We start from the raw sequence: 16321 nt of genomic DNA on the forward strand, positions 1-16321 counted from the left end.
GATTCTGCGTCGCTCGTCTTCGACGTTACTCCTCCAGTTCGAACGCGATTTCGGCCTCGACCTGGTACTCCCGGGCGTTGAGGCCCCCGACCTGGACGCTCTGCTCGACGACTTCCACCCACAGGACATTGTCGATGGTCATCTCTGCCCGCTGGATGGCGTCGTCGACGGCTTCCTCGAAGTTCTCGCCGCTCGTTCCCATGAGCGTGACTTTTTTGAAGACCATCTCGTCCCCCTGTAAGTACCCGGTCGCCGTAAAGCTACGTGTGACCAACGAGGGAGCGTTGCGTGCCCGACCGAAGTTCAGTACGCTATTGTAGGTCGGTGCGGATGTCTGCACGAATGGCTTCACTGCCAGTCCTGGCGCTGCTCGCAGTCGTCTCGACGGCCGTCATCTGGAAGGGAAGCGAACTGCTGGAGAATGCAGCGGCCCGACTGAGTCGTCACTACGGCCTCCCGGTCGCGGTTCACGGGGCCGTCGTCATCGCTATCGGGTCGAGTTTCCCGGAACTGAGTTCCGTCGTCATCAGCACGCTCGTCCACGGCGAGTTCTCGCTGGGCGTGGGGGCTATCGTCGGCAGTGCTATCTTCAACCTGCTCGTCATCCCCGCCGTCTCCGCACTCTCGAGCGAGTCGCTCGAAGCGACGCGTGACGTCGTCCACAAGGATGCACAGTTCTACATCATCAGCGTCCTCGTGCTGTTTATCGTGTTTGCGCTCGGCGCGACGTACGTCCCGGGCGGCACGAACGAGGCGGCAGTGCTGACGCCGGCGCTCGCGCTCTTGCCGCTCGCGACCTACGGCGTCTACGTCTTCCTGCAGTATCAGGATACCCGGGACTACACCGCCCCGCTGTCGACGGGCGTCGTACCTCGGCGTGAGTGGGCGCTCGTCCTCGTCTCACTCGTCCTCATCGCTGTCGGTGTCGAAGGAATCGTTCGGGCAGCGCTCGGGTTCGGAGCCGCCTTTGACACTCCGAGCGTGCTGTGGGGACTGACGGTTATCGCAGCGGGGACGAGCCTGCCGGATGCGTTCGTCAGTGTGAGCGCCGCAAAGAAGAACGATGACATCACCAGCCTCACGAACGTCCTCGGGAGCAACACGTTCAACCTCCTCGTCGCGCTCCCGGTCGGCGTCATCATCGCCGGCTCGGCCGAAATTAACTTCCTGACCGCCGTCCCGCTCATGGGGTTTCTCGCCCTGGCGACGCTGGTGTTCATCGTCTTTACTCGCACCCATCTCGAATTAAGCAACCCCGAAGCGGTGACACTCCTCGTTCTCTACGGTCTGTTTCTGGCCTGGATGACACTGGAGAGTATCGGTGTTATCGAAACGGTGCGGGGAATCTGAGTCTACGCCGGAGAGGGCTGTACGACGTCCGAAATATACGCCGTGAGGTCCGTCGTCGAGAGCATTCCGATGACCCCTTCCTCGTCGTCGACGACCGGCAGGTGGTGGATGTTGTAGGTAATCATCTTGTCCGCAGCGTCGCGGATGGAGTCCTGCGCTTCGACCGTGACGACCTGGTCGGTCATGTACCGCTCGACGGTGGTCTGCGCTTTGGGTTTACTGTCGCGGACAATACGGACGAAGTCCGTACTCGTGAGTATTCCCTTCAGCTGATTGTTACCGTCGACAACGACGAGCGACCCGATCTGCTCGTCGAGGAGCGTGTCTGCCGCTTCCTCGACGAGCGTGTCCGGTGTAACGCTGATAACGCCCGATGACATCAGCCGAGCGACGAAGATATCGTCCATATCCGTATCCTCGCGGGTAGGCCGCTAATGTTTGTCGGTACAGACTGACGGACGACTGTCGAATTCTGACTTGCTTCCGGAGGCGATATCGACTATATCTTCACTCTCTGACTCGAAAAGTTCCGGATTGGCAGTTCACTGCCCAATACCCAGGTACAGTCCGTCCAGACCGAAACCCCCATTTCCCGCGCCCGCACACCTGCGAGCATGACTCACGAGATTGCGGTCATCCCCGGTGACGGTATCGGGCAGGAAGTGACGCCGGCGGCTATCGACGTTCTCGAACAGGTTCCGGTCGATTTCGACTTCGTCTACGGCGAGGCCGGCGACGCCGTCCTCGAAGAGCGTGGCGAGGCACTCCCCGACGAGACGCGCGAGATTGCGGCCGACGCCGACGCCACGCTCTTTGGCGCGGCCGGCGAGACTGCTGCCGACGTCATTCTCCCGCTGCGGTCAGTCGTCGGTTCCTTCGCCAACGTCCGCCCGGCCCGGGCGTACCCCAGCCTCGACGCCGTCCAGCCCCAGACCGACCTCGTCTTCATCCGCGAGAACACCGAGGGCGTCTACGCCGGCATCGAGTCCGAAATCACAGACGGCGTCACGACGTGTACGCGCGTCATCACCGAGGAGGCCTCCCGCGATATCGCCGAGTACGGGTTCACATACGCGAAACAGAACGGCTACGACGACGTGACGATTGCCCACAAGGCGAACGTCATGCGGACGACGGATGGGCTCTTCCTCGACGTGGCCGAGTCCGTCGGCGACGAACGCGGTGCCGACTACGACACCGCGTTGATGGACGCACTGGCGATGCACCTCATCCAGCGTCCGGAAGAGTACGGCGTCGTCATCTGTCCGAACCTCGCAGGCGACATGCTCTCGGACCTCGCGGCCGGTCTCGTCGGCGGCCTGGGTCTGCTTCCGAGTGCGAACATCGGCCCGGACAACGCGCTGTTCGAACCGGTCCACGGCTCCGCACCGGACATCGCGGGTCAGGGCGTCGCCAACCCGTCGGCGATGATTCTCTCGGCGGCGATGATGCTCGACCACCTTGGCTACGGCGAAGAGGGCGACCGCGTGCGCGCGGCCGTCGAGGACGTTCTCGAATCGGGTCCACTCACCCCCGATCTCGGCGGTGACGCCGGTACCGACGCTGTCACCGACGCTGTCGTCGAGCGTCTGTAACGATCGATCCGATGATCGGCCCACATCGCTTAAGTTCGTGCCTGGCGTCGGACTTTGTATGCCATCAATCGACGTCGACGAGGAGACGCTCGAGCGACTCGACAGCCTCCGTGTCGACGACGAGAGTTACGAAGAACTCATCAACGAACTCATCAACATCTACCAGGCCGAGGAGTTGACCCTGTTCCACGCCGGCGACGAGTACTAGTTCTCTTCGGGAGTCGACTGACCCTGTTCGGCGGCAGCAAGTTCACAGAGTTCCTCCCACCGGTCGCGTTCTTCCAGATAATTCTGCAGTTCGAGCGTGTAGCCGTTTACCAGTTCTTCGGCGTCGTTGAGGCGTTTCGTCGACGACTCGCCGGAACTGCCCGATTGCAGGTCGTGGATGTACCGCTTGATTCGCCCGAGGAAGCCGTCGGTATCCGGGCCCTCATCGACCGGGCGCTGTGCGCCGCCCATCTGCTGCTGAATGTTCTCCAGTTCCGGGATAATCTCCGAGAGCTTGCTGGTGTCTGCCACCAGCTCGGCGTCATCGGGCTGTTCGGGGTTCTCGATGTCCCAGTCGATGGCGGTCATCACGAGTCCCCACTCCTGGCTGGTAAACGAGGAGGCCTCCAGCGTCTCCTGGAATCGCTGGTCGACCTGCATCCGTGCCCCCGCGAGCTGGTCGGTCCACTCGTTGGTCATGTCACTCACTTACTGACCGGCTGATAAGAGCGTTTCCCGACGACCCTAGAAGGCGTCGTCGATAACGGTGATGTCGGCGTGCAGTTCCTCGCGGAGCGCGGCGTGAACGTGACAGATGTCCTCACCACGTGCGACCACGTCGTCGACGGAGTCGCCGAGAGACTCCTCGACGTGAATGTCGAACGAAATCGCGGAGAGGTCGTCCTCGTCGTTCATATCCGCCTCGACGGCGACTTCGACGCGGCCGATGTCGTCGAATCCTTCCTTGTTCGCGCCGACGCGGAACGCGGGAATGAAACAGGAGGCGTAGTCGGCCGCCAGTACCTGATTCGGCGTCGGGCCGTCCTCGCCGGTGGCGTCGACGACCAGTTCCCACTCGCCGGTGACGCTCGTCGTTGTGTATCCTTCTTCGGACGTGCTGGTGACTTCGATATCTGCCATCGACAGTCCGTACGGTCGCATGACTCAAAATAGTACGTATGTTCGGAGGATGTTGCCTCAGAAATAAAAATTCGCTCGGCCTACAGCTCGAAGCTTTCGTCGCCGTCGAGGATGACTGCTTCGGCACCAGTGGCAGTCGCACGAATCTCCCGCTCGAAGTCGTCAGTGTCGATTTCGATTGGCGGGAAGGTGTCGTAGTGCATCGGGAATGCGTAGTCGACATTGAGCCAGTCGGCGGCGATAGCAGCCTGCATCGGTCCCATGGTGAAGTGGTCACCTGCGGGGAGTGCGGCCGCATCAGGTTCCAGATACGGACCGATGACATCTTTCATCTCGGTCATCAGACCGGTATCACCGGCGTGGTAGAACGTGGTCGACTCTTCGTCGCTGACTTGCGTCGGCTTCGTATCCGAGATGACGTACCCTGCAGGCATCCCTGCACTGGGTGTCGTGAACCCGTCACCGAGTCCGTTCGTGTGGTCCGCACGGTGCATCGTGACGTAAGCGTCACCGAGTTCGACGGTCCCACCGAGGTTCATTCCCACGACGTTGTCGTCCTCGAAGCCGTGTTCTTCGGCGAGGTGTCCCGTCACTTCGGGATTGCCGACGAGCGTCGCGTCAGTGAAGTCACCGACGTTGCCAACGTGGTCGTCGTGGCCGTGTGTGACGAGGACGAAGTCAGGTTCGAAATCAGCCGGGTCCGCATCCGTCTTCGGATTGCCGAAGAACGGATCGATGAGAAGGCTGCTCTCTCCGACTTCGACGTGCCACGTCGCGTGGCCGTGCCAGGTGAGTTCCATAGCGTCCGACAGTTCGCCCGGGACCCTCTTAATGCTAATCGAACAGGAACGTTCTGACCGACACGACCGGCCTCACTCGCCCGACCGCGCGCCGGTTCGGCGCGCCCGCGCAATCCAGGCTTCCATCTGCTGGTTCAGCGACCAGAACAGCACGGTGACCATCGCGACGACGGCGAGGACGATAATCAGTCCGAGAAAGAAGGCGTTGGTCGTCGGCAACCCGACAAAGAGAATGAGGGAAGCGACGAGCAACATCTCCAGTGCACACCGGACGGCCGGACCGAGAAAGTCCGGCGGTGGAACCTCTGTCGTATCTGTCGTGTCTGCCATGGATGGCGGTCCCTACAGCGGCCCGGGAGTAGTAACTTGCCCTGTGATTTATCTGGCTTCCGTCCCAGTGTTTGACCATGGGTTCTGACCAGTGGTCTCGCCGCAAATTGCTCGGAGCGGTTGGGACTGGTCTCGCTGCTGGGCTTGCTGGCTGTTCGGTCGATGCCCCCGCTGAAACCGGAACGGAGACGCCCTCCGATGACGGCCCCACACGCTACGAAACCTACACTGCGCCCGAGCGGGGCAGTGATGGTGACACGCCGGCCGCACAATCGGCCTATGGAAGCGTCTATCAGGAGATCTCGGACTCGGTCGCAGCGGTTCGTGTCGAGACAGCCAGCGGCACCGGCAGCGGCACGGCGTGGCTCTACGACCAGGACTTTCTCGTGACGAACGAACACGTCGTCGGTGACTCGCGATCCGTCGCCGTCTGGTTTGACGGCGTCGGCTGGCAGGACGCCAATACGCTCGCGACGGACGTGTACAGCGACCTCGCGGTCGTCGAAGCGCCAGACAGGCCCGACGACATCGACCGGATACCGCTTGTGGCCAGCGAACCGCCAGTCGGGACCGAAGTGGTCGCTATCGGTAATCCCTTCGGGCTCTCGGGCTCGCTCTCGGCCGGGATCGTCAGCGGACAGGACCGCACGCTCCCGGCGGCGAATGGCTTTTCGATCCCCGATGCCGTCCAGACCGATGCCGCGGTCAACCCCGGTAACAGCGGCGGGCCGCTCGTCAACCTCGACGGCGAACTCGTCGGCGTCGTCAACGCCGGCGGCGGCGACAACATCGGTTTCGCCATCTCGGCGGCGATGGTCGACCGCGTCGTCCCCGCACTCGTCCGCGATGGCTCCTACGACCACTCGTATCTCGGCGTCAACATCGCCCCCGTGACGCCGCCGGTCATCGAGGCGAACGACCTCTCTGTCAACTGGGGCGTGTACATCGACAACGTCGTCGACGGCGGCCCCGCCGAGGGCGTGTTACAGGGCTCGACCGGCTCGGAAACGATCGACGTCGAAAACCGCCGCGTCGGGACGGGCGGCGATGTCGTCTACCGGATGGGCGGCGTCGACATCCCGACCCAGCAGGCGCTCTCGACGTATCTCGCTCTCGAAGTCCGACCCGGCGACACCATCGACGTGGAAGTACTCCGCGATGGCCGCCGCGAGACCGTCGAATTGACCCTTGGCTCGCGGCCATCGCCGCGGTAAAACTGTTCAGAGCCGCTCGGCCGCGTCACGTTCGACCAGCGGCGTCGCGTTCGCTTCCGGGAGCGTCACCACGTCGTCTTCTGCGAGGTCGTACTCGCGCTCGTCGACGCCGAAGATGTCGCCGACGTCTGCCGTGATGCGGACCGTCTCTCGTTCGACACCTGTCTGGGATTCTGTCATCGTTCCGCCGTCCTCTCTGAGTTCCGACTCCGCTTCCGACGCACCGGTATCAGGACCCGGCGTCGGAGCCGGTGGGTCGCGGTCGGTCGTCCCACTGCCGTCACTCCCCGTCGCCGTCTCTGTGGACGACCCGCCCATCGCGTCTGCCGCGCTCACGTTGTCGGCTCCGGATTGGTCGCCACCGCTGTCGGCCACACCGGTCGGCGGGCCGTCTGCGAGCGCTGACTCGGCGGGCGACGGCGGTTCCGGCGAGTCGACAGGGCCTGTATCTGTCTCTGCGGGCGGAGAGCGTTCTTCTGTGGGTGCTGTCGGTTCTGACTCGCCAGTGGTGTCGTCGGCTTCTCGGGCAGCGTCGTCAGTGTTCTCGCCGGCGAGGACGTCGAGGACGTGCTGACGATTCGTCTTGATGTCGTCGACGAGCGTCTCGAACAGCTTCGTCTCCTCCTCGGTCATCCCGTCGGACTCTGCGGGGAGGTCCGCGGCGGCAAAGGAGGCTGCCTTGACGATTTTGCCGACGCGCTTCTCGTAGATTGCCTCGACGGTCTGTTCGGCCGTGTCGATTTCGTCGGAGAGCCGACTCACTTCGGGGGCGTCGAAGGGGTCGTCGGCTCGCTCGGCCGCACGCGAACGCTGCTCGCGCAACTGCTGGATGAACGTGCCGGCGTCCGCGTAGAAGGTCGGGCGCAACTGCTGGAGCTTGTCGGTCTGGCGCTCGCGGTCGCGCACGGATTGCAGTTCGTCTAGATCCATTATTCCTGCCCCTTCTCGGCGCGGCCCCGACACATCAGGAACACGCCGAGAGACTCTGGAACAGTAACCTCTCGCTCCTCCAGTGTAAAGCTATCGCCATCCAGTTCGACCCGCCCGCCCTCTGTCACTTCGACCGTTATCTCGTGGCTGCGGAACGTCTCCGGGACGGCGTCGACCAGCGGGTCGAAGTCCGCGATTGCGTCGCGGTCGAGCCGCTGGACTGCCAGCCCGCTGCCACCGTGGAGGCTCCCTGGAAGTCGGATGAGGCGGTTGGTGTCGGTCGTCACCGGTTCGTCGATTGGCGCGTTCTGTGTCTCGACGACGTCGGCGACCAGCGAGTCGACAAGGGTTCGAATGCCGACACCGCCGGCCTCCATGTTCCCGTTCTCGATCGCCTCACGGTTCTGCTCGACGGCACCGTATATCGTCTTTGCCCGGCCCTCGCCGATACCGTCCAGTTCCTGCAGACGATCGAGGGCAGCGTCCTCCTCGAGGGTTTCGAGTTCGTCGACGAACTCCAGCAGTCGACGGTGGACGCGCCGGCCCCATCCGCCGTCGGTCGGGAGGACGCGGGCGGTGACGTTGCGGCGCATCTCCGTGCGGATGAGGCTGTCGGGGTCCAGTCCGATGCCGCGGACGTAGTCGACGATTTCCCGGCGGGCGTCGCGTTCGAGCCCCTGGATTCCCTCGTCGCGGACGTGGACGTGGTAGCCCCGGCCGCCCGAGAAGACGACGGTCAACTCCTCGAAGCCGAAGTCGTCTTCGAGAAAATCGAGCAGTCGAAACAGGGCGTCCTTGCACTTTGCCAGCATCTCGGCGTAGGTATCGTCGGGTTCGGCGGCCGGGAGGTGGTCGGCGTCCAGATCGAAGATGAGGTCCGACGAGCGCCAATTCTTGCCCGACATCGTCGAGGCGCTGGGATTCTCGTAGCGGCCGGCCGAGAAGTAGACGTGCCGGGGTCGCTCGCGGCTCAAAAAGTCCGATATCTCGCCCAGGTCGAGCAGCGACTTGTGGCGAACGTACGTCTCGCCCGGTCCGTCGGTCCAGGGGACGTAGCCCCACTCGCGTTCGTTGGCGTCAGGTGGCGGCGTTATCTCGCTCCGGCGGTAGTGGTCGCCAAAGCGCCCCCGGAGGTACCGCAGCGTCTGCTCTTCCATCGGTGCTCCGTTTGCCCGAGCGTGGCAAAAGGGTTTGTGTCCGCGGCGACGGATCCGTGTGGGCTATCGGCCGAGCAAACTGGCCAGCTTCTCGCGGATGCCCTCCTCGTCGCCGAGCTTGAGGTAGTAGGCGTCGCCGCCGTCCTCGTAGTAGCTGTCGATGCGGCGCGTGATTTCGAAGCCGAGATGATCGTAGAAGTCGAGTGCGTCCTGATTCGTCGTGCGGGCGTGGCAAGTAACAGTTCCGTAGTCGTCTGCGACGCGGGCGACGAGTCGCTTGCCAAAGCCCATGCCGCGGTAGTCTCTGTCGACGGCCAGAAACAGGATGTAGCCGTCACGGCGGACCGCGGCGAACCCGACGAGGCGATCGTTCGATCGGTCGAGGTAGAGATAGACCGTCGAGCGTTCGTACGCGTTCTCGAAAAAACGCTTGCGCTGGCGTAACATTCCGTCTTTTCGACGGATTCGCTCCTTGAGCTTCCAGGCACGACTGACGTGTTCGTCGTTCCCCGGACTGACGACACGTTGCTGGACGTTGACGCTCACTACCGCGGAAGCAGGGCAGCGACGATTATAATTCCACCGCTCACGGCCACTCACTCGTGTGTCGGTTCTGTCCGAAACATCCACTCATATGACGGGCACCGCTCTATTGGATTTCATGCTACTGCTTGCTTCGCTGCCGACCGGACACACGGACCGCGCTGGTGGGTATCTCAAACGCGTGTTGCTGACCGGCGCAGCAATCGTCGTACCGGTCGTACTGACGATTTACATCACAATGATCATCGTCGATTTCCTCTCGCAGTTTCTCGCTCCCGGTGTTATCCTCGTTCAGGACTCGCTGGGCTTCGAGACGGCCCCGGTCGCTGCGATCCAACTGGTGACCGCTCTCGTTTTTCTGGGACTCATCGTTCTCATCGGCGCGGCCGCCGAGAGCCGCCACGCTGACGGGACTGTCGAGCGACGCTTCGAATCGACAGTCTCCCGTATCCCCGGTGTCGGCTCTATCTACTCAAACCTCAACGAGATAAGCGAACTCCTCCTCGAACAGGACACGGACAGCTTCCAGGAGGTCAAACTCGTCGAGTTCCCACAGGAGGAGTCGTACATGCTCGGATTCGTGACCGCGGAGCATCCGTCCATGATGGAGGAGGCGACCGGCCACGACGAGATGACGACGCTGTTCGCGCCGATGGGGCCGAACCCCTTCATGGGTGGGTTCGTCCTCCACCTCCCGGAGAAGCGCGTCCACGAAATCGACATGAGCGTCGAGGCGGGCATCCAGACCATCGTCTCCAGCGGAGTGGTTATCAACGACCCGGACGAACTCGACCATACTCCTGGTGACTCCGCGTGAGCTACGAACTCAAAGACCACACTGCCGATATCGCCGTCGAAGCGACTGCAGCGTCGCTCGGTGGCGTCTTCGCCGCTGTCGCCGACGGCATGGCCGAAGCAATGTGTGAAGACGTGCCAACGGGAGGACAGCGGCGCTCTCTCGCTGTGACTGCCGAGAGCCGCGAAGCGCTCCTTTTTGATTATCTCGACGAACTCATCTACGAACGGGACGTACAGGGTGTGCTTCCGGTGGACAACGAGACGACGGTGCAAAACGAGGGCAGCGAGTGGCACCTCGACGGCTCCTATCGCGGTGTTCCACTGGCCGACGTGACCGCCCGTGACCTGAAGGCGGTCACATACTCCGAGATGGACATCTCCGAGACTGAGAAGGGGTGGCACGCCTACGTTGTGTTCGACGTGTAGCGCCTGCGTGCTACCGACTGGAAACGATATTCGACCATACCTTACAGTCTAGAGGTCTCAAACACCACTTGTTTCCATATATTGCCAACAGGCACTTATTGGTGTAGACCCTCTGTTACAGTGATGACCCACGTGTACTCCACTCCCCGCGCTGGGTCGGTTCCCGAGAATCCGTCCCGCCGCGTTCATCAGAAGTCGACACTGTTCTGTCCGCGCTGCGGGCACGAAGACTCGACCGACGGCGACTGGGTGCTAACGCTTCGGCCGGAGACGGTCGAGATCCACTGTCCGGACTGTCGGACACTCCTGACGGCACGGCCACACGGGCTGGCAGCGAAGGAGCGAAGTGACGCAAGCCGGTAGGGTGAGGTGTGAGAGAGTTCGAGCGCAAACAACTGCTGGAGCGCATCGAGCGTGAGGGCGCGACCATCGGTGCCGACATCCCGGACCGCATCACGGTCCAGGGTGAGGAGATAGACCTCCAGGAGTTCGTCTTCGAAATCCGCCGCCGAGAGACGGTTCCCTCCGGCGAGCGCGAGCGCGTCGAGCGCGCGAAGAAGAACCTCCGCCGGGAGCGCCTCCAGCGCAAGCAGCGAATCGAAGACGAGGAGGCGGACATCAGCTTCGAGGAAGGCGAAGCACTCGCCCAGTCGATTATCGGTATCGACCGGGCGCTGAACGCGCTCGAACAGCTCGGCGGCGTCGACATCGAGGGCGAAGCACAGGCTAAGGAAGCTGCCGACCGCAAACGCTGGATGAAGTTTCTGCAGAAAGCACTGGGCCACACTGACGACGACTCCGGCGTCGGCGTCGGCCGCGGGCGCAGTCGATGATGCACGGAGCCACCCATGAGTGACAACGACGAGATTGCGACACGACTGGAAGAGTTCGCAGACCTGCTCGAGGCGAACGGCGTCGAGTACAAACCGCGAGCCTACCGCCGGGCCGCAGAGAACGTCCGGGACTACCCGGAGTCCGTTCTCGCACTCGCCGCCGACGGCGAAGCAGCGATTCGGAACATCGACCGCGTCGGTGACGCCATCGCGTCGAAAATCGTCGAGTACGCCGAGACGGGCAGTATCGCGGAACTCGACGAACTCCGCGCGGAGTTGCCCGTCGACATGGCCGCGCTCACGAGCGTCGAGGGGGTCGGTCCGAAAACTGTCGGCACGCTCTACGAGGAACTCGGCGTCGAGACGCTCGACGACCTCGAAGCAGCGGCCGAGGCCGGCGAGATACAGGAAATCAAAGGGTTCGGTCCGAAGACCGAACAGAACATCCTCGACGGCATCGACTTCGCCCGGGAGGCCCACGAGCGGTCGCTGCTCGGCGAGGCCATCCCGCGCGGCGAGGCGGTCCGGGACTTCCTCCGGGACCTCGATGCGGTCTCGGCGTGTGAACTCGCGGGGTCCATTCGCCGCTGGAAGGAGACAGTCGGTGACGTGGATGTCCTCGCGGCCAGCGACGACCCCGAAGCTGTCGTGGGGACGTTTGCCGACTGGGACGGGACCGATTCGGTCATCGAGGCCGGGACCGGGAAAGCCAGCGTCCGCGCCGGTGGCGTCCGCGTCGACCTCCGAGTGGTTGCTCCCTCGGAATTCGGGAGCGCACTCCAGTATTTCACCGGGAGTTGGGACCACAACGTCAGGCTCCGTAACCGGGCCATCGAGCGGGACCTGAAAATGAACGAGTACGGCGTGTTCGACATCTCCGAGCAACGCTCGGACGATTCGTCGGTCGACACCGACGGCGTCTCCGTCGTCGAGGACCCCGACGCCGACCAGCGGGCAGGCGAGCGCGTCGCCGGCGACACCGAGGAGAGCATGTACGAGGTCCTCGACCTGCCGTGGATACCACCCGAACTCCGCGAGGACCGCGGCGAGATTGCGGCCGCCGCCGAGGGAGACCTGCCGGACCTCCTCACCGAAGACGACGTTCGCGGAGACCTCCACGTCCACACCGACTGGTCGGACGGCGCCGAGTCGATTGCCGAGATGGTCGCGGGCGCGGCTGACTTCGGCCACGACTACGTCGCGATCACCGACCACGCGACCGGCCCGGGGATGGTCGGCGGCGTCGGGCTCGACGACGAAGAACTCCGCGAGCAACTCCCGGAAATTCGGGCCGTCGCCGAGGACGCCGACATCGCTGTCTTCGCCGGCGTCGAGGCCAACATCGCTACCGACGGCTCAGTTTCGGTGGCCGACGACGTACTGGCAGCGCTGGATTTCGTCGTCGCCTCCCCTCACGCCGGACTCGACGGCGACGGCACCGAGCGACTGGTTACGGCCGCAAAACACCCCGGTGTAGACGCTATCGGCCACCCGACCGGCCGCATGCTCAACCAGCGCTCTGGACTGACGGTGGATATCGAGCGACTCGCGACGGTCGCCGCCGATCACGACACTGCGCTGGAGATCAACGCCGACCCGCGACGCCTGGACCTCGACGGGCGCGCGGTCAAGACGGCGGTCGAACAGGGCGTACAGATCGTCATCGACACCGACGCTCACCGCACGTCGAGTTACGGCCACGTCCGCTACGGCGTCCACACTGCGCGTCGAGGCTGGGCCGAAGCGGCGGACGTACTGAACGCGCGCGATGTGGACGGTATTCGGGCGTTTCTCGACTGACTGCGTCGGGTGAGCTGGGCCGGTCCGCGCACACAGCGTACGTTTTTGTCGCTGGCAGCCCGAGGTGAACCATGAGCGACGGCGGGACCGAACCGCCACGGCGGTTCCTGCTCGATACGATGCTCGGGAAGCTCGCCACGTATCTCCGGATGTGTGGGTACGACGCGGCCTACACCCTCGACGACGGTATCGAGGACGACGATGAGATCCTCGACCGCCTGCAGACGAGCGACCGGACGCTCCTGACTCGCAGTCGCGCCCTCGCCGACCGCGCGCCGGATGCCATCCTGCTCCAGTCGCGCGAGGTCGAAAACCAACTGCGAGAACTTGCTGCGGCGGGTATCAAACTCTCGCTGGCCGACGAACCCGCCCGCTGTGGCGTCTGTAACGCCCGGGTCGAACGCGTCGGCGTCGACGAGCCGACACCCGACTACGCGCCCGACCCGTCCGATATCGACGTCTGGCGCTGTGTCGACTGCGGGCAGCACTTCTGGCAGGGAAGCCACTGGGACGACGTGGCAGAGACACTCGCGGACCTCGCGGACCAGACCAGCTAACTTTCTGGAGCCCGTCTGTGCGGTAGATGCCGGACCACTCGCTGTCCGAGCGCGACCTCGTCTCGCTGTTCACCGGGCGCGTCGTCGAGAGTCTCGCGGTCAAGCAGGACTTTGGAAGCCGAACGATCGGCTGTCGGGAGTGTGCGCGCACGCTCGGGTCGGGCGACCGGGTGACGGTCGCGCTGAGCTGTTACGAGGACCACAGCTGGGAGATGGAAGGGGTCTACTGCGAGCGCGACGCGGTCGACGACGTATCGGAGACGATGGGTATCCGCGCGGAGAACCAGGCCGTCGTCGCCGCAACGTTAGAGGAGACGGGGTATCACCCACCGCAGGGGAACTTCCAGCCCGACGCACTCACGCTGGGGGCCATCGAAGTGCTGGATTACAGTCCCACTGCCGACGGATACTGATCCCTCGACCGACAGCGCCAGCCGTCCCGACTCGACTCCGGAACGCCATTGTACCCCGGTCGCCGTACGTAGAGGAAATGACGCTTTCAGCGGAGGCCCGGGAGCGACTCGAAGATATCGTCGAGTTGCAACCAACCAAGAACGCCGACCTCCAGGAGCGGTGGGGGATGGACAGCGGGAGCGAGGTCCACGCCTACCTCGAATCTGAACTCAAGGAATACTACTACCGCAACGACGACAGCCTCATCTGCGCGACGCCGGAAGCGGAGGCTGTCGCCGCCGGCGAGGAGACTGATTCCTCCGAGCGGGTCGTCGATGTCTCCGATATTGAAGCCGCAACGCTCGACGTACTGCCGGGTCCCGACGAGGAGCCACAGAGCGTCGTCGCGACGCTGCACGCACTGCAGGACGCCGGCGAAGACGTCGACGTCGACGACGTGCGGTCCGTGTTGCACGGGTTGGTCGACAAGGGGGCTGTCGAGCGGGTCCGCAAGACGGTACCGACCTTTCGACTGGTGCTCGAACGCGAGAACATCGTCATTCGGTAGGCGTCTGGTCGGGTCGCTGGCGCGCTCGCTGGTCTGCGAGAAGCTGTTTGATTGTTCCCCCCGGCCCGCCGTCGAGCGGCCACCCCTGCTGTCGCCACGCCGGCGGTTCGGGTTCGAACGCCGGACACGACCCCGCACACTCCGTCTGTGTCTGGTGACACGATTTTGCCTGGCAGTACGGCCGCGCGACGGCCGCGGTCGGGTCCAGTTCGAAGTGCCGACAGTCCGGCCGCATCGAGTCGGCATAGGAACGCCAGCCGCGCTCGTAGGCGCGCTCGGCGATTGCCAATCGCTTCTGTTCTTTCCAGGCGGGATCAGCGTACTCGAATCTGGCGGCAGAGGCGTCCCGGTTGCCCCCGTCCGGTCGCTCGACGATGCGCGTTCCCGGGTCCGTCACCGACAGCGAGCGTGGTTGCCACGTCGCGTCGACGGCACTCGCGCCGCGCCCGTCGGGGTCGACCGTCAGGATGCCCGCCTCGACCGGAATCCCCTCGAACAGCGCTGGCGTGACCCGCTCGCCGGTGTCGGCGGTGGCGACCCACACCTCGTCGGCCAGCGCCAGCGCCACGTCCCGTTCGAGTTGCGGGGCAAGGGCTCGCGCTGCACTGGCAGTGAGGTCCGGCTTGTTCTCGATGGCCACAATTCGTTCGACCCAGTCCGGGTAGGGCCACTTGCGGCGGATGTGGATGCGGTTGCCCTCGGTTCTGGTGTCGAGGATACCGCGGTCGTCGGCGCGGTGAATCGACTCGCGGACGTATCGCCAGGGGTAGCCGGGATGTGGAAGCGCGTCGCGGTACCACGCCCACTCGGCGGGAGCGTTGCGAACCACGTGCAGGAGGTTCGAGTCGAGCCGTTCACGGCCGAAGTTCGCGCGGGCGGCGAGTCCGTCGGGGTCACACTCGATAACGACGGTGTCCCAGCGGCGGCGCTTGACGCCGAGCTGGCGCGCGACGACCACCGGGCGCTCGCGCTCGCCGTTCGGTGGCCAGTATCGTTCGGCCCACTGACAGACGCCCAGTTCGAAGGCGAACTCCGAGTTCACGTCGGCTGTGTCCAGCGGGTCGGCAGGCAAGAAGCTACCGGGTGGCTTTTATCCGAGAGACACCTTCCTCTGGGTATGAGCGAGCAGGACGCCACGGAGGCGGACGGGCCGGATGGCGAGTCGGACTCGACAGCCGACAGTGAGGAAAAACTCGAGGAGATCGCCGAAGAGCCGGCCGACCCCGAGGACGCACTCGACGAGATTACCGGCAACGGAACGGCTGGCCGGGCCGACAATGGCGAATCCGGTGCGACGACAAGCGACGAAGATGCCGGTCCCGGCGAGGAACTCGTCGAGCGCGTCGCAAACTCCGACTCCGAAGATATCGCCCGCGAACTCGACACGCTGCGGAGCCAACTCGACGCTCGCGAGGAGGAAATCGAAGACCTCAAATCCCGTCTGAAGCGCAAGCAGGCTGACTTCCAGAACTACAAGAAACGGCAGAAAAAGCGGCTGGAAGACGAGAAAGAACGCGCCACGGAGGACCTCGTCGAGCGCTTACTCGACGTTCGCGACAACCTCCGTCGCGCGCTCGAACAGGACGAGAACACCGATATCCGCAACGGTGTCGAGTCGACGCTCAAGCAGTTCGACGAGCAGTTCGAGCGCGAGAACGTCACGCCAATCGAACCCGAACCCGGCGCGGACGTCGATCCCAAGCGCCACGAGGCGCTGGCGACGATTGCCGCCGAACAGCCAGAAAACACCGTCGCGGAAGTTCACCGGCCGGGCTACGAGATGGCCAGCAAAGTCATCCGCCCCGCGCAGGTCGCCGTCAGCGACGGGACGCAGACCGACGAATAGGAGTAGGAGTAGGTACGACACTCGTTTTCACCTGGGAAACACATTTCTACTAC

The 16321-nt window shown here is 63.9% G+C and carries 23 protein-coding genes; 13 read left to right on the forward strand and 10 right to left on the reverse strand.

The window, feature by feature from the left end; translation table 11 throughout:
- Window positions 1-25: 25 nt before the first annotated feature.
- Window positions 26-226 (reverse strand): dodecin, encoded by a 201-nt coding sequence (locus WDJ60_RS13780; protein ID WP_340101142.1) that lies wholly within the window; start codon window positions 224-226, stop codon window positions 26-28.
- Window positions 227-342: 116 nt separating this feature from the next.
- Between WDJ60_RS13780 and WDJ60_RS13785 the strand changes: the two genes are divergently transcribed.
- A complete protein-coding gene (locus WDJ60_RS13785) occupies window positions 343-1350 on the forward strand; it encodes a sodium:calcium antiporter (RefSeq protein WP_340101143.1) in 1008 nt (335 codons plus the stop codon).
- A 2-nt stretch (window positions 1351-1352) separates the two neighbouring features.
- Here WDJ60_RS13785 and WDJ60_RS13790 read toward each other — a convergent pair whose 3' ends face one another.
- A complete protein-coding gene (locus tag WDJ60_RS13790; RefSeq protein ID WP_340101144.1) occupies window positions 1353-1757 on the reverse strand; it encodes a CBS domain-containing protein in 405 nt (134 codons plus the stop codon).
- Between the two features lie 207 nt (window positions 1758-1964).
- Between WDJ60_RS13790 and WDJ60_RS13795 the strand changes: the two genes are divergently transcribed.
- Window positions 1965-2945 (forward strand): isocitrate/isopropylmalate dehydrogenase family protein, encoded by a 981-nt coding sequence (locus tag WDJ60_RS13795; protein ID WP_340101145.1) that lies wholly within the window; start codon window positions 1965-1967, stop codon window positions 2943-2945.
- A 58-nt stretch (window positions 2946-3003) separates the two neighbouring features.
- A complete protein-coding gene (locus WDJ60_RS13800) occupies window positions 3004-3153 on the forward strand; it encodes a DUF7557 family protein (RefSeq protein ID WP_340101147.1) in 150 nt (49 codons plus the stop codon).
- Here WDJ60_RS13800 and WDJ60_RS13805 read toward each other — a convergent pair.
- The 4 genes from WDJ60_RS13805 to WDJ60_RS13820 all read right to left on the reverse strand — a co-directional run bounded on the left by WDJ60_RS13805 (window position 3150) and on the right by WDJ60_RS13820 (window position 5203).
- A complete protein-coding gene (locus WDJ60_RS13805) occupies window positions 3150-3632 on the reverse strand; it encodes a DUF5799 family protein (protein ID WP_340101148.1) in 483 nt (160 codons plus the stop codon). The two genes, WDJ60_RS13800 and WDJ60_RS13805, sit on opposite strands and share 4 nt — an antisense overlap.
- 45 nt (window positions 3633-3677) lie before the next feature.
- Entirely contained in the window at window positions 3678-4073 is a 396-nt protein-coding gene (locus WDJ60_RS13810; RefSeq protein WP_340101149.1) for an OsmC family protein, read from the reverse strand.
- Between the two features lie 80 nt (window positions 4074-4153).
- Window positions 4154-4873, reverse strand: coding sequence for a metal-dependent hydrolase (locus WDJ60_RS13815; protein WP_340101150.1), 720 nt, complete (start codon window positions 4871-4873; stop codon window positions 4154-4156).
- A 72-nt stretch (window positions 4874-4945) separates the two neighbouring features.
- Window positions 4946-5203: a hypothetical protein gene (locus WDJ60_RS13820; protein ID WP_340101151.1), complete on the reverse strand. Its 258-nt coding sequence runs from the start codon at window positions 5201-5203 to the stop codon at window positions 4946-4948.
- Window positions 5204-5280: 77 nt separating this feature from the next.
- Between WDJ60_RS13820 and WDJ60_RS13825 the strand changes: the two genes are divergently transcribed.
- Window positions 5281-6417, forward strand: coding sequence for a S1C family serine protease (locus WDJ60_RS13825; RefSeq protein ID WP_340101152.1), 1137 nt, complete (start codon window positions 5281-5283; stop codon window positions 6415-6417).
- 6 nt (window positions 6418-6423) lie between these two features.
- On the opposite strand, the gene WDJ60_RS13830 is transcribed toward WDJ60_RS13825, so the two are convergent.
- The 3 genes from WDJ60_RS13830 to WDJ60_RS13840 form a co-directional block, all read right to left on the reverse strand.
- Window positions 6424-7347, reverse strand: coding sequence for a hypothetical protein (locus tag WDJ60_RS13830; RefSeq protein ID WP_340101153.1), 924 nt, complete (start codon window positions 7345-7347; stop codon window positions 6424-6426).
- The gene (gene priS, locus WDJ60_RS13835; protein WP_340101154.1) at window positions 7347-8504 is read right to left on the reverse strand and encodes a DNA primase small subunit PriS; all 1158 of its coding nucleotides are present in this window, start codon (window positions 8502-8504) and stop codon (window positions 7347-7349) included. Before priS ends, WDJ60_RS13830 begins: the two co-directional genes overlap by 1 nt.
- Window positions 8505-8567: 63 nt before the next feature.
- Window positions 8568-9050 (reverse strand): GNAT family N-acetyltransferase, encoded by a 483-nt coding sequence (locus WDJ60_RS13840; RefSeq protein WP_340101155.1) that lies wholly within the window; start codon window positions 9048-9050, stop codon window positions 8568-8570.
- Between the two features lie 115 nt (window positions 9051-9165).
- Here WDJ60_RS13840 and WDJ60_RS13845 point away from each other — a divergent pair, with 115 nt between their 5' ends.
- The 8 genes from WDJ60_RS13845 (at window position 9166) to WDJ60_RS13880 (ending at window position 14422) form a co-directional block, all read left to right on the forward strand.
- On the forward strand, window positions 9166-9864 hold the full coding sequence (locus WDJ60_RS13845) for a DUF502 domain-containing protein (RefSeq protein ID WP_340101156.1): 699 nt from the start codon (window positions 9166-9168) through the stop codon (window positions 9862-9864).
- Window positions 9861-10271, forward strand: a complete 411-nt coding sequence (locus WDJ60_RS13850; RefSeq protein ID WP_340101157.1) for an archease — start codon at window positions 9861-9863, stop codon at window positions 10269-10271. Before WDJ60_RS13845 ends, WDJ60_RS13850 begins: the two co-directional genes overlap by 4 nt.
- Window positions 10272-10394: 123 nt before the next feature.
- Window positions 10395-10634 (forward strand): DUF8106 domain-containing protein, encoded by a 240-nt coding sequence (locus tag WDJ60_RS13855; RefSeq protein ID WP_340101158.1) that lies wholly within the window; start codon window positions 10395-10397, stop codon window positions 10632-10634.
- Window positions 10635-10642: 8 nt separating this feature from the next.
- The gene (locus tag WDJ60_RS13860) at window positions 10643-11104 is read left to right on the forward strand and encodes a DUF5788 family protein (protein ID WP_340101159.1); all 462 of its coding nucleotides are present in this window, start codon (window positions 10643-10645) and stop codon (window positions 11102-11104) included.
- Between the two features lie 15 nt (window positions 11105-11119).
- On the forward strand, window positions 11120-12904 hold the full coding sequence (locus tag WDJ60_RS13865; RefSeq protein ID WP_340101160.1) for a helix-hairpin-helix domain-containing protein: 1785 nt from the start codon (window positions 11120-11122) through the stop codon (window positions 12902-12904).
- A gap of 71 nt (window positions 12905-12975) precedes the next feature.
- A complete protein-coding gene (locus WDJ60_RS13870; RefSeq protein WP_340101162.1) occupies window positions 12976-13461 on the forward strand; it encodes a Mut7-C RNAse domain-containing protein in 486 nt (161 codons plus the stop codon).
- Window positions 13462-13487: 26 nt separating this feature from the next.
- Window positions 13488-13874: a hypothetical protein gene (locus WDJ60_RS13875; RefSeq protein ID WP_340101163.1), complete on the forward strand. Its 387-nt coding sequence runs from the start codon at window positions 13488-13490 to the stop codon at window positions 13872-13874.
- Window positions 13875-13951: 77 nt separating this feature from the next.
- On the forward strand, window positions 13952-14422 hold the full coding sequence (locus WDJ60_RS13880; protein WP_340101164.1) for a DUF5797 family protein: 471 nt from the start codon (window positions 13952-13954) through the stop codon (window positions 14420-14422).
- Here WDJ60_RS13880 and WDJ60_RS13885 read toward each other — a convergent pair.
- Window positions 14412-15464, reverse strand: a complete 1053-nt coding sequence (locus tag WDJ60_RS13885) for a DUF5787 family protein (RefSeq protein WP_340101165.1) — start codon at window positions 15462-15464, stop codon at window positions 14412-14414. The genes WDJ60_RS13880 and WDJ60_RS13885 overlap by 11 nt on opposite strands.
- Window positions 15465-15539: 75 nt before the next feature.
- Here WDJ60_RS13885 and WDJ60_RS13890 point away from each other — a divergent pair, with 75 nt between their 5' ends.
- On the forward strand, window positions 15540-16268 hold the full coding sequence (locus WDJ60_RS13890) for a nucleotide exchange factor GrpE (protein ID WP_340101166.1): 729 nt from the start codon (window positions 15540-15542) through the stop codon (window positions 16266-16268).
- Window positions 16269-16321: the final 53 nt, after the last annotated feature.

Source organism: Salinibaculum salinum (genome assembly GCF_037645885.1).
In the GTDB taxonomy this organism is placed as follows: Archaea; Halobacteriota; Halobacteria; order Halobacteriales; family Haloarculaceae; genus Salinibaculum; species Salinibaculum salinum.

Bases quoted from the DNA above. Each gene is read 5' to 3' on its own strand.
- WDJ60_RS13780 (WP_340101142.1), bottom strand. From the start codon at position 226: ATGGTCTTCAAAAAAGTCACGCTCATGGGAACGAGCGGCGAGAACTTC.
- WDJ60_RS13825 (WP_340101152.1), top strand. From the start codon at position 5,281: ATGGGTTCTGACCAGTGGTCTCGCCGCAAATTGCTCGGAGCGGTTGGG.
- WDJ60_RS13870 (WP_340101162.1), top strand. From the start codon at position 12,976: ATGAGCGACGGCGGGACCGAACCGCCACGGCGGTTCCTGCTCGATACG.
- WDJ60_RS13810 (WP_340101149.1), bottom strand. From the start codon at position 4,073: ATGGCAGATATCGAAGTCACCAGCACGTCCGAAGAAGGATACACAACG.
- WDJ60_RS13805 (WP_340101148.1), bottom strand. From the start codon at position 3,632: ATGACCAACGAGTGGACCGACCAGCTCGCGGGGGCACGGATGCAGGTC.
- priS (WP_340101154.1), bottom strand. From the start codon at position 8,504: ATGGAAGAGCAGACGCTGCGGTACCTCCGGGGGCGCTTTGGCGACCAC.
- WDJ60_RS13785 (WP_340101143.1), top strand. From the start codon at position 343: ATGGCTTCACTGCCAGTCCTGGCGCTGCTCGCAGTCGTCTCGACGGCC.
- WDJ60_RS13800 (WP_340101147.1), top strand. From the start codon at position 3,004: ATGCCATCAATCGACGTCGACGAGGAGACGCTCGAGCGACTCGACAGC.
- WDJ60_RS13790 (WP_340101144.1), bottom strand. From the start codon at position 1,757: ATGGACGATATCTTCGTCGCTCGGCTGATGTCATCGGGCGTTATCAGC.
- WDJ60_RS13855 (WP_340101158.1), top strand. From the start codon at position 10,395: ATGACCCACGTGTACTCCACTCCCCGCGCTGGGTCGGTTCCCGAGAAT.
- WDJ60_RS13875 (WP_340101163.1), top strand. From the start codon at position 13,488: ATGCCGGACCACTCGCTGTCCGAGCGCGACCTCGTCTCGCTGTTCACC.
- WDJ60_RS13865 (WP_340101160.1), top strand. From the start codon at position 11,120: ATGAGTGACAACGACGAGATTGCGACACGACTGGAAGAGTTCGCAGAC.
- WDJ60_RS13815 (WP_340101150.1), bottom strand. From the start codon at position 4,873: ATGGAACTCACCTGGCACGGCCACGCGACGTGGCACGTCGAAGTCGGA.
- WDJ60_RS13830 (WP_340101153.1), bottom strand. From the start codon at position 7,347: ATGGATCTAGACGAACTGCAATCCGTGCGCGACCGCGAGCGCCAGACC.
- WDJ60_RS13845 (WP_340101156.1), top strand. From the start codon at position 9,166: ATGCTACTGCTTGCTTCGCTGCCGACCGGACACACGGACCGCGCTGGT.
- WDJ60_RS13795 (WP_340101145.1), top strand. From the start codon at position 1,965: ATGACTCACGAGATTGCGGTCATCCCCGGTGACGGTATCGGGCAGGAA.
- WDJ60_RS13880 (WP_340101164.1), top strand. From the start codon at position 13,952: ATGACGCTTTCAGCGGAGGCCCGGGAGCGACTCGAAGATATCGTCGAG.
- WDJ60_RS13820 (WP_340101151.1), bottom strand. From the start codon at position 5,203: ATGGCAGACACGACAGATACGACAGAGGTTCCACCGCCGGACTTTCTC.
- WDJ60_RS13890 (WP_340101166.1), top strand. From the start codon at position 15,540: ATGAGCGAGCAGGACGCCACGGAGGCGGACGGGCCGGATGGCGAGTCG.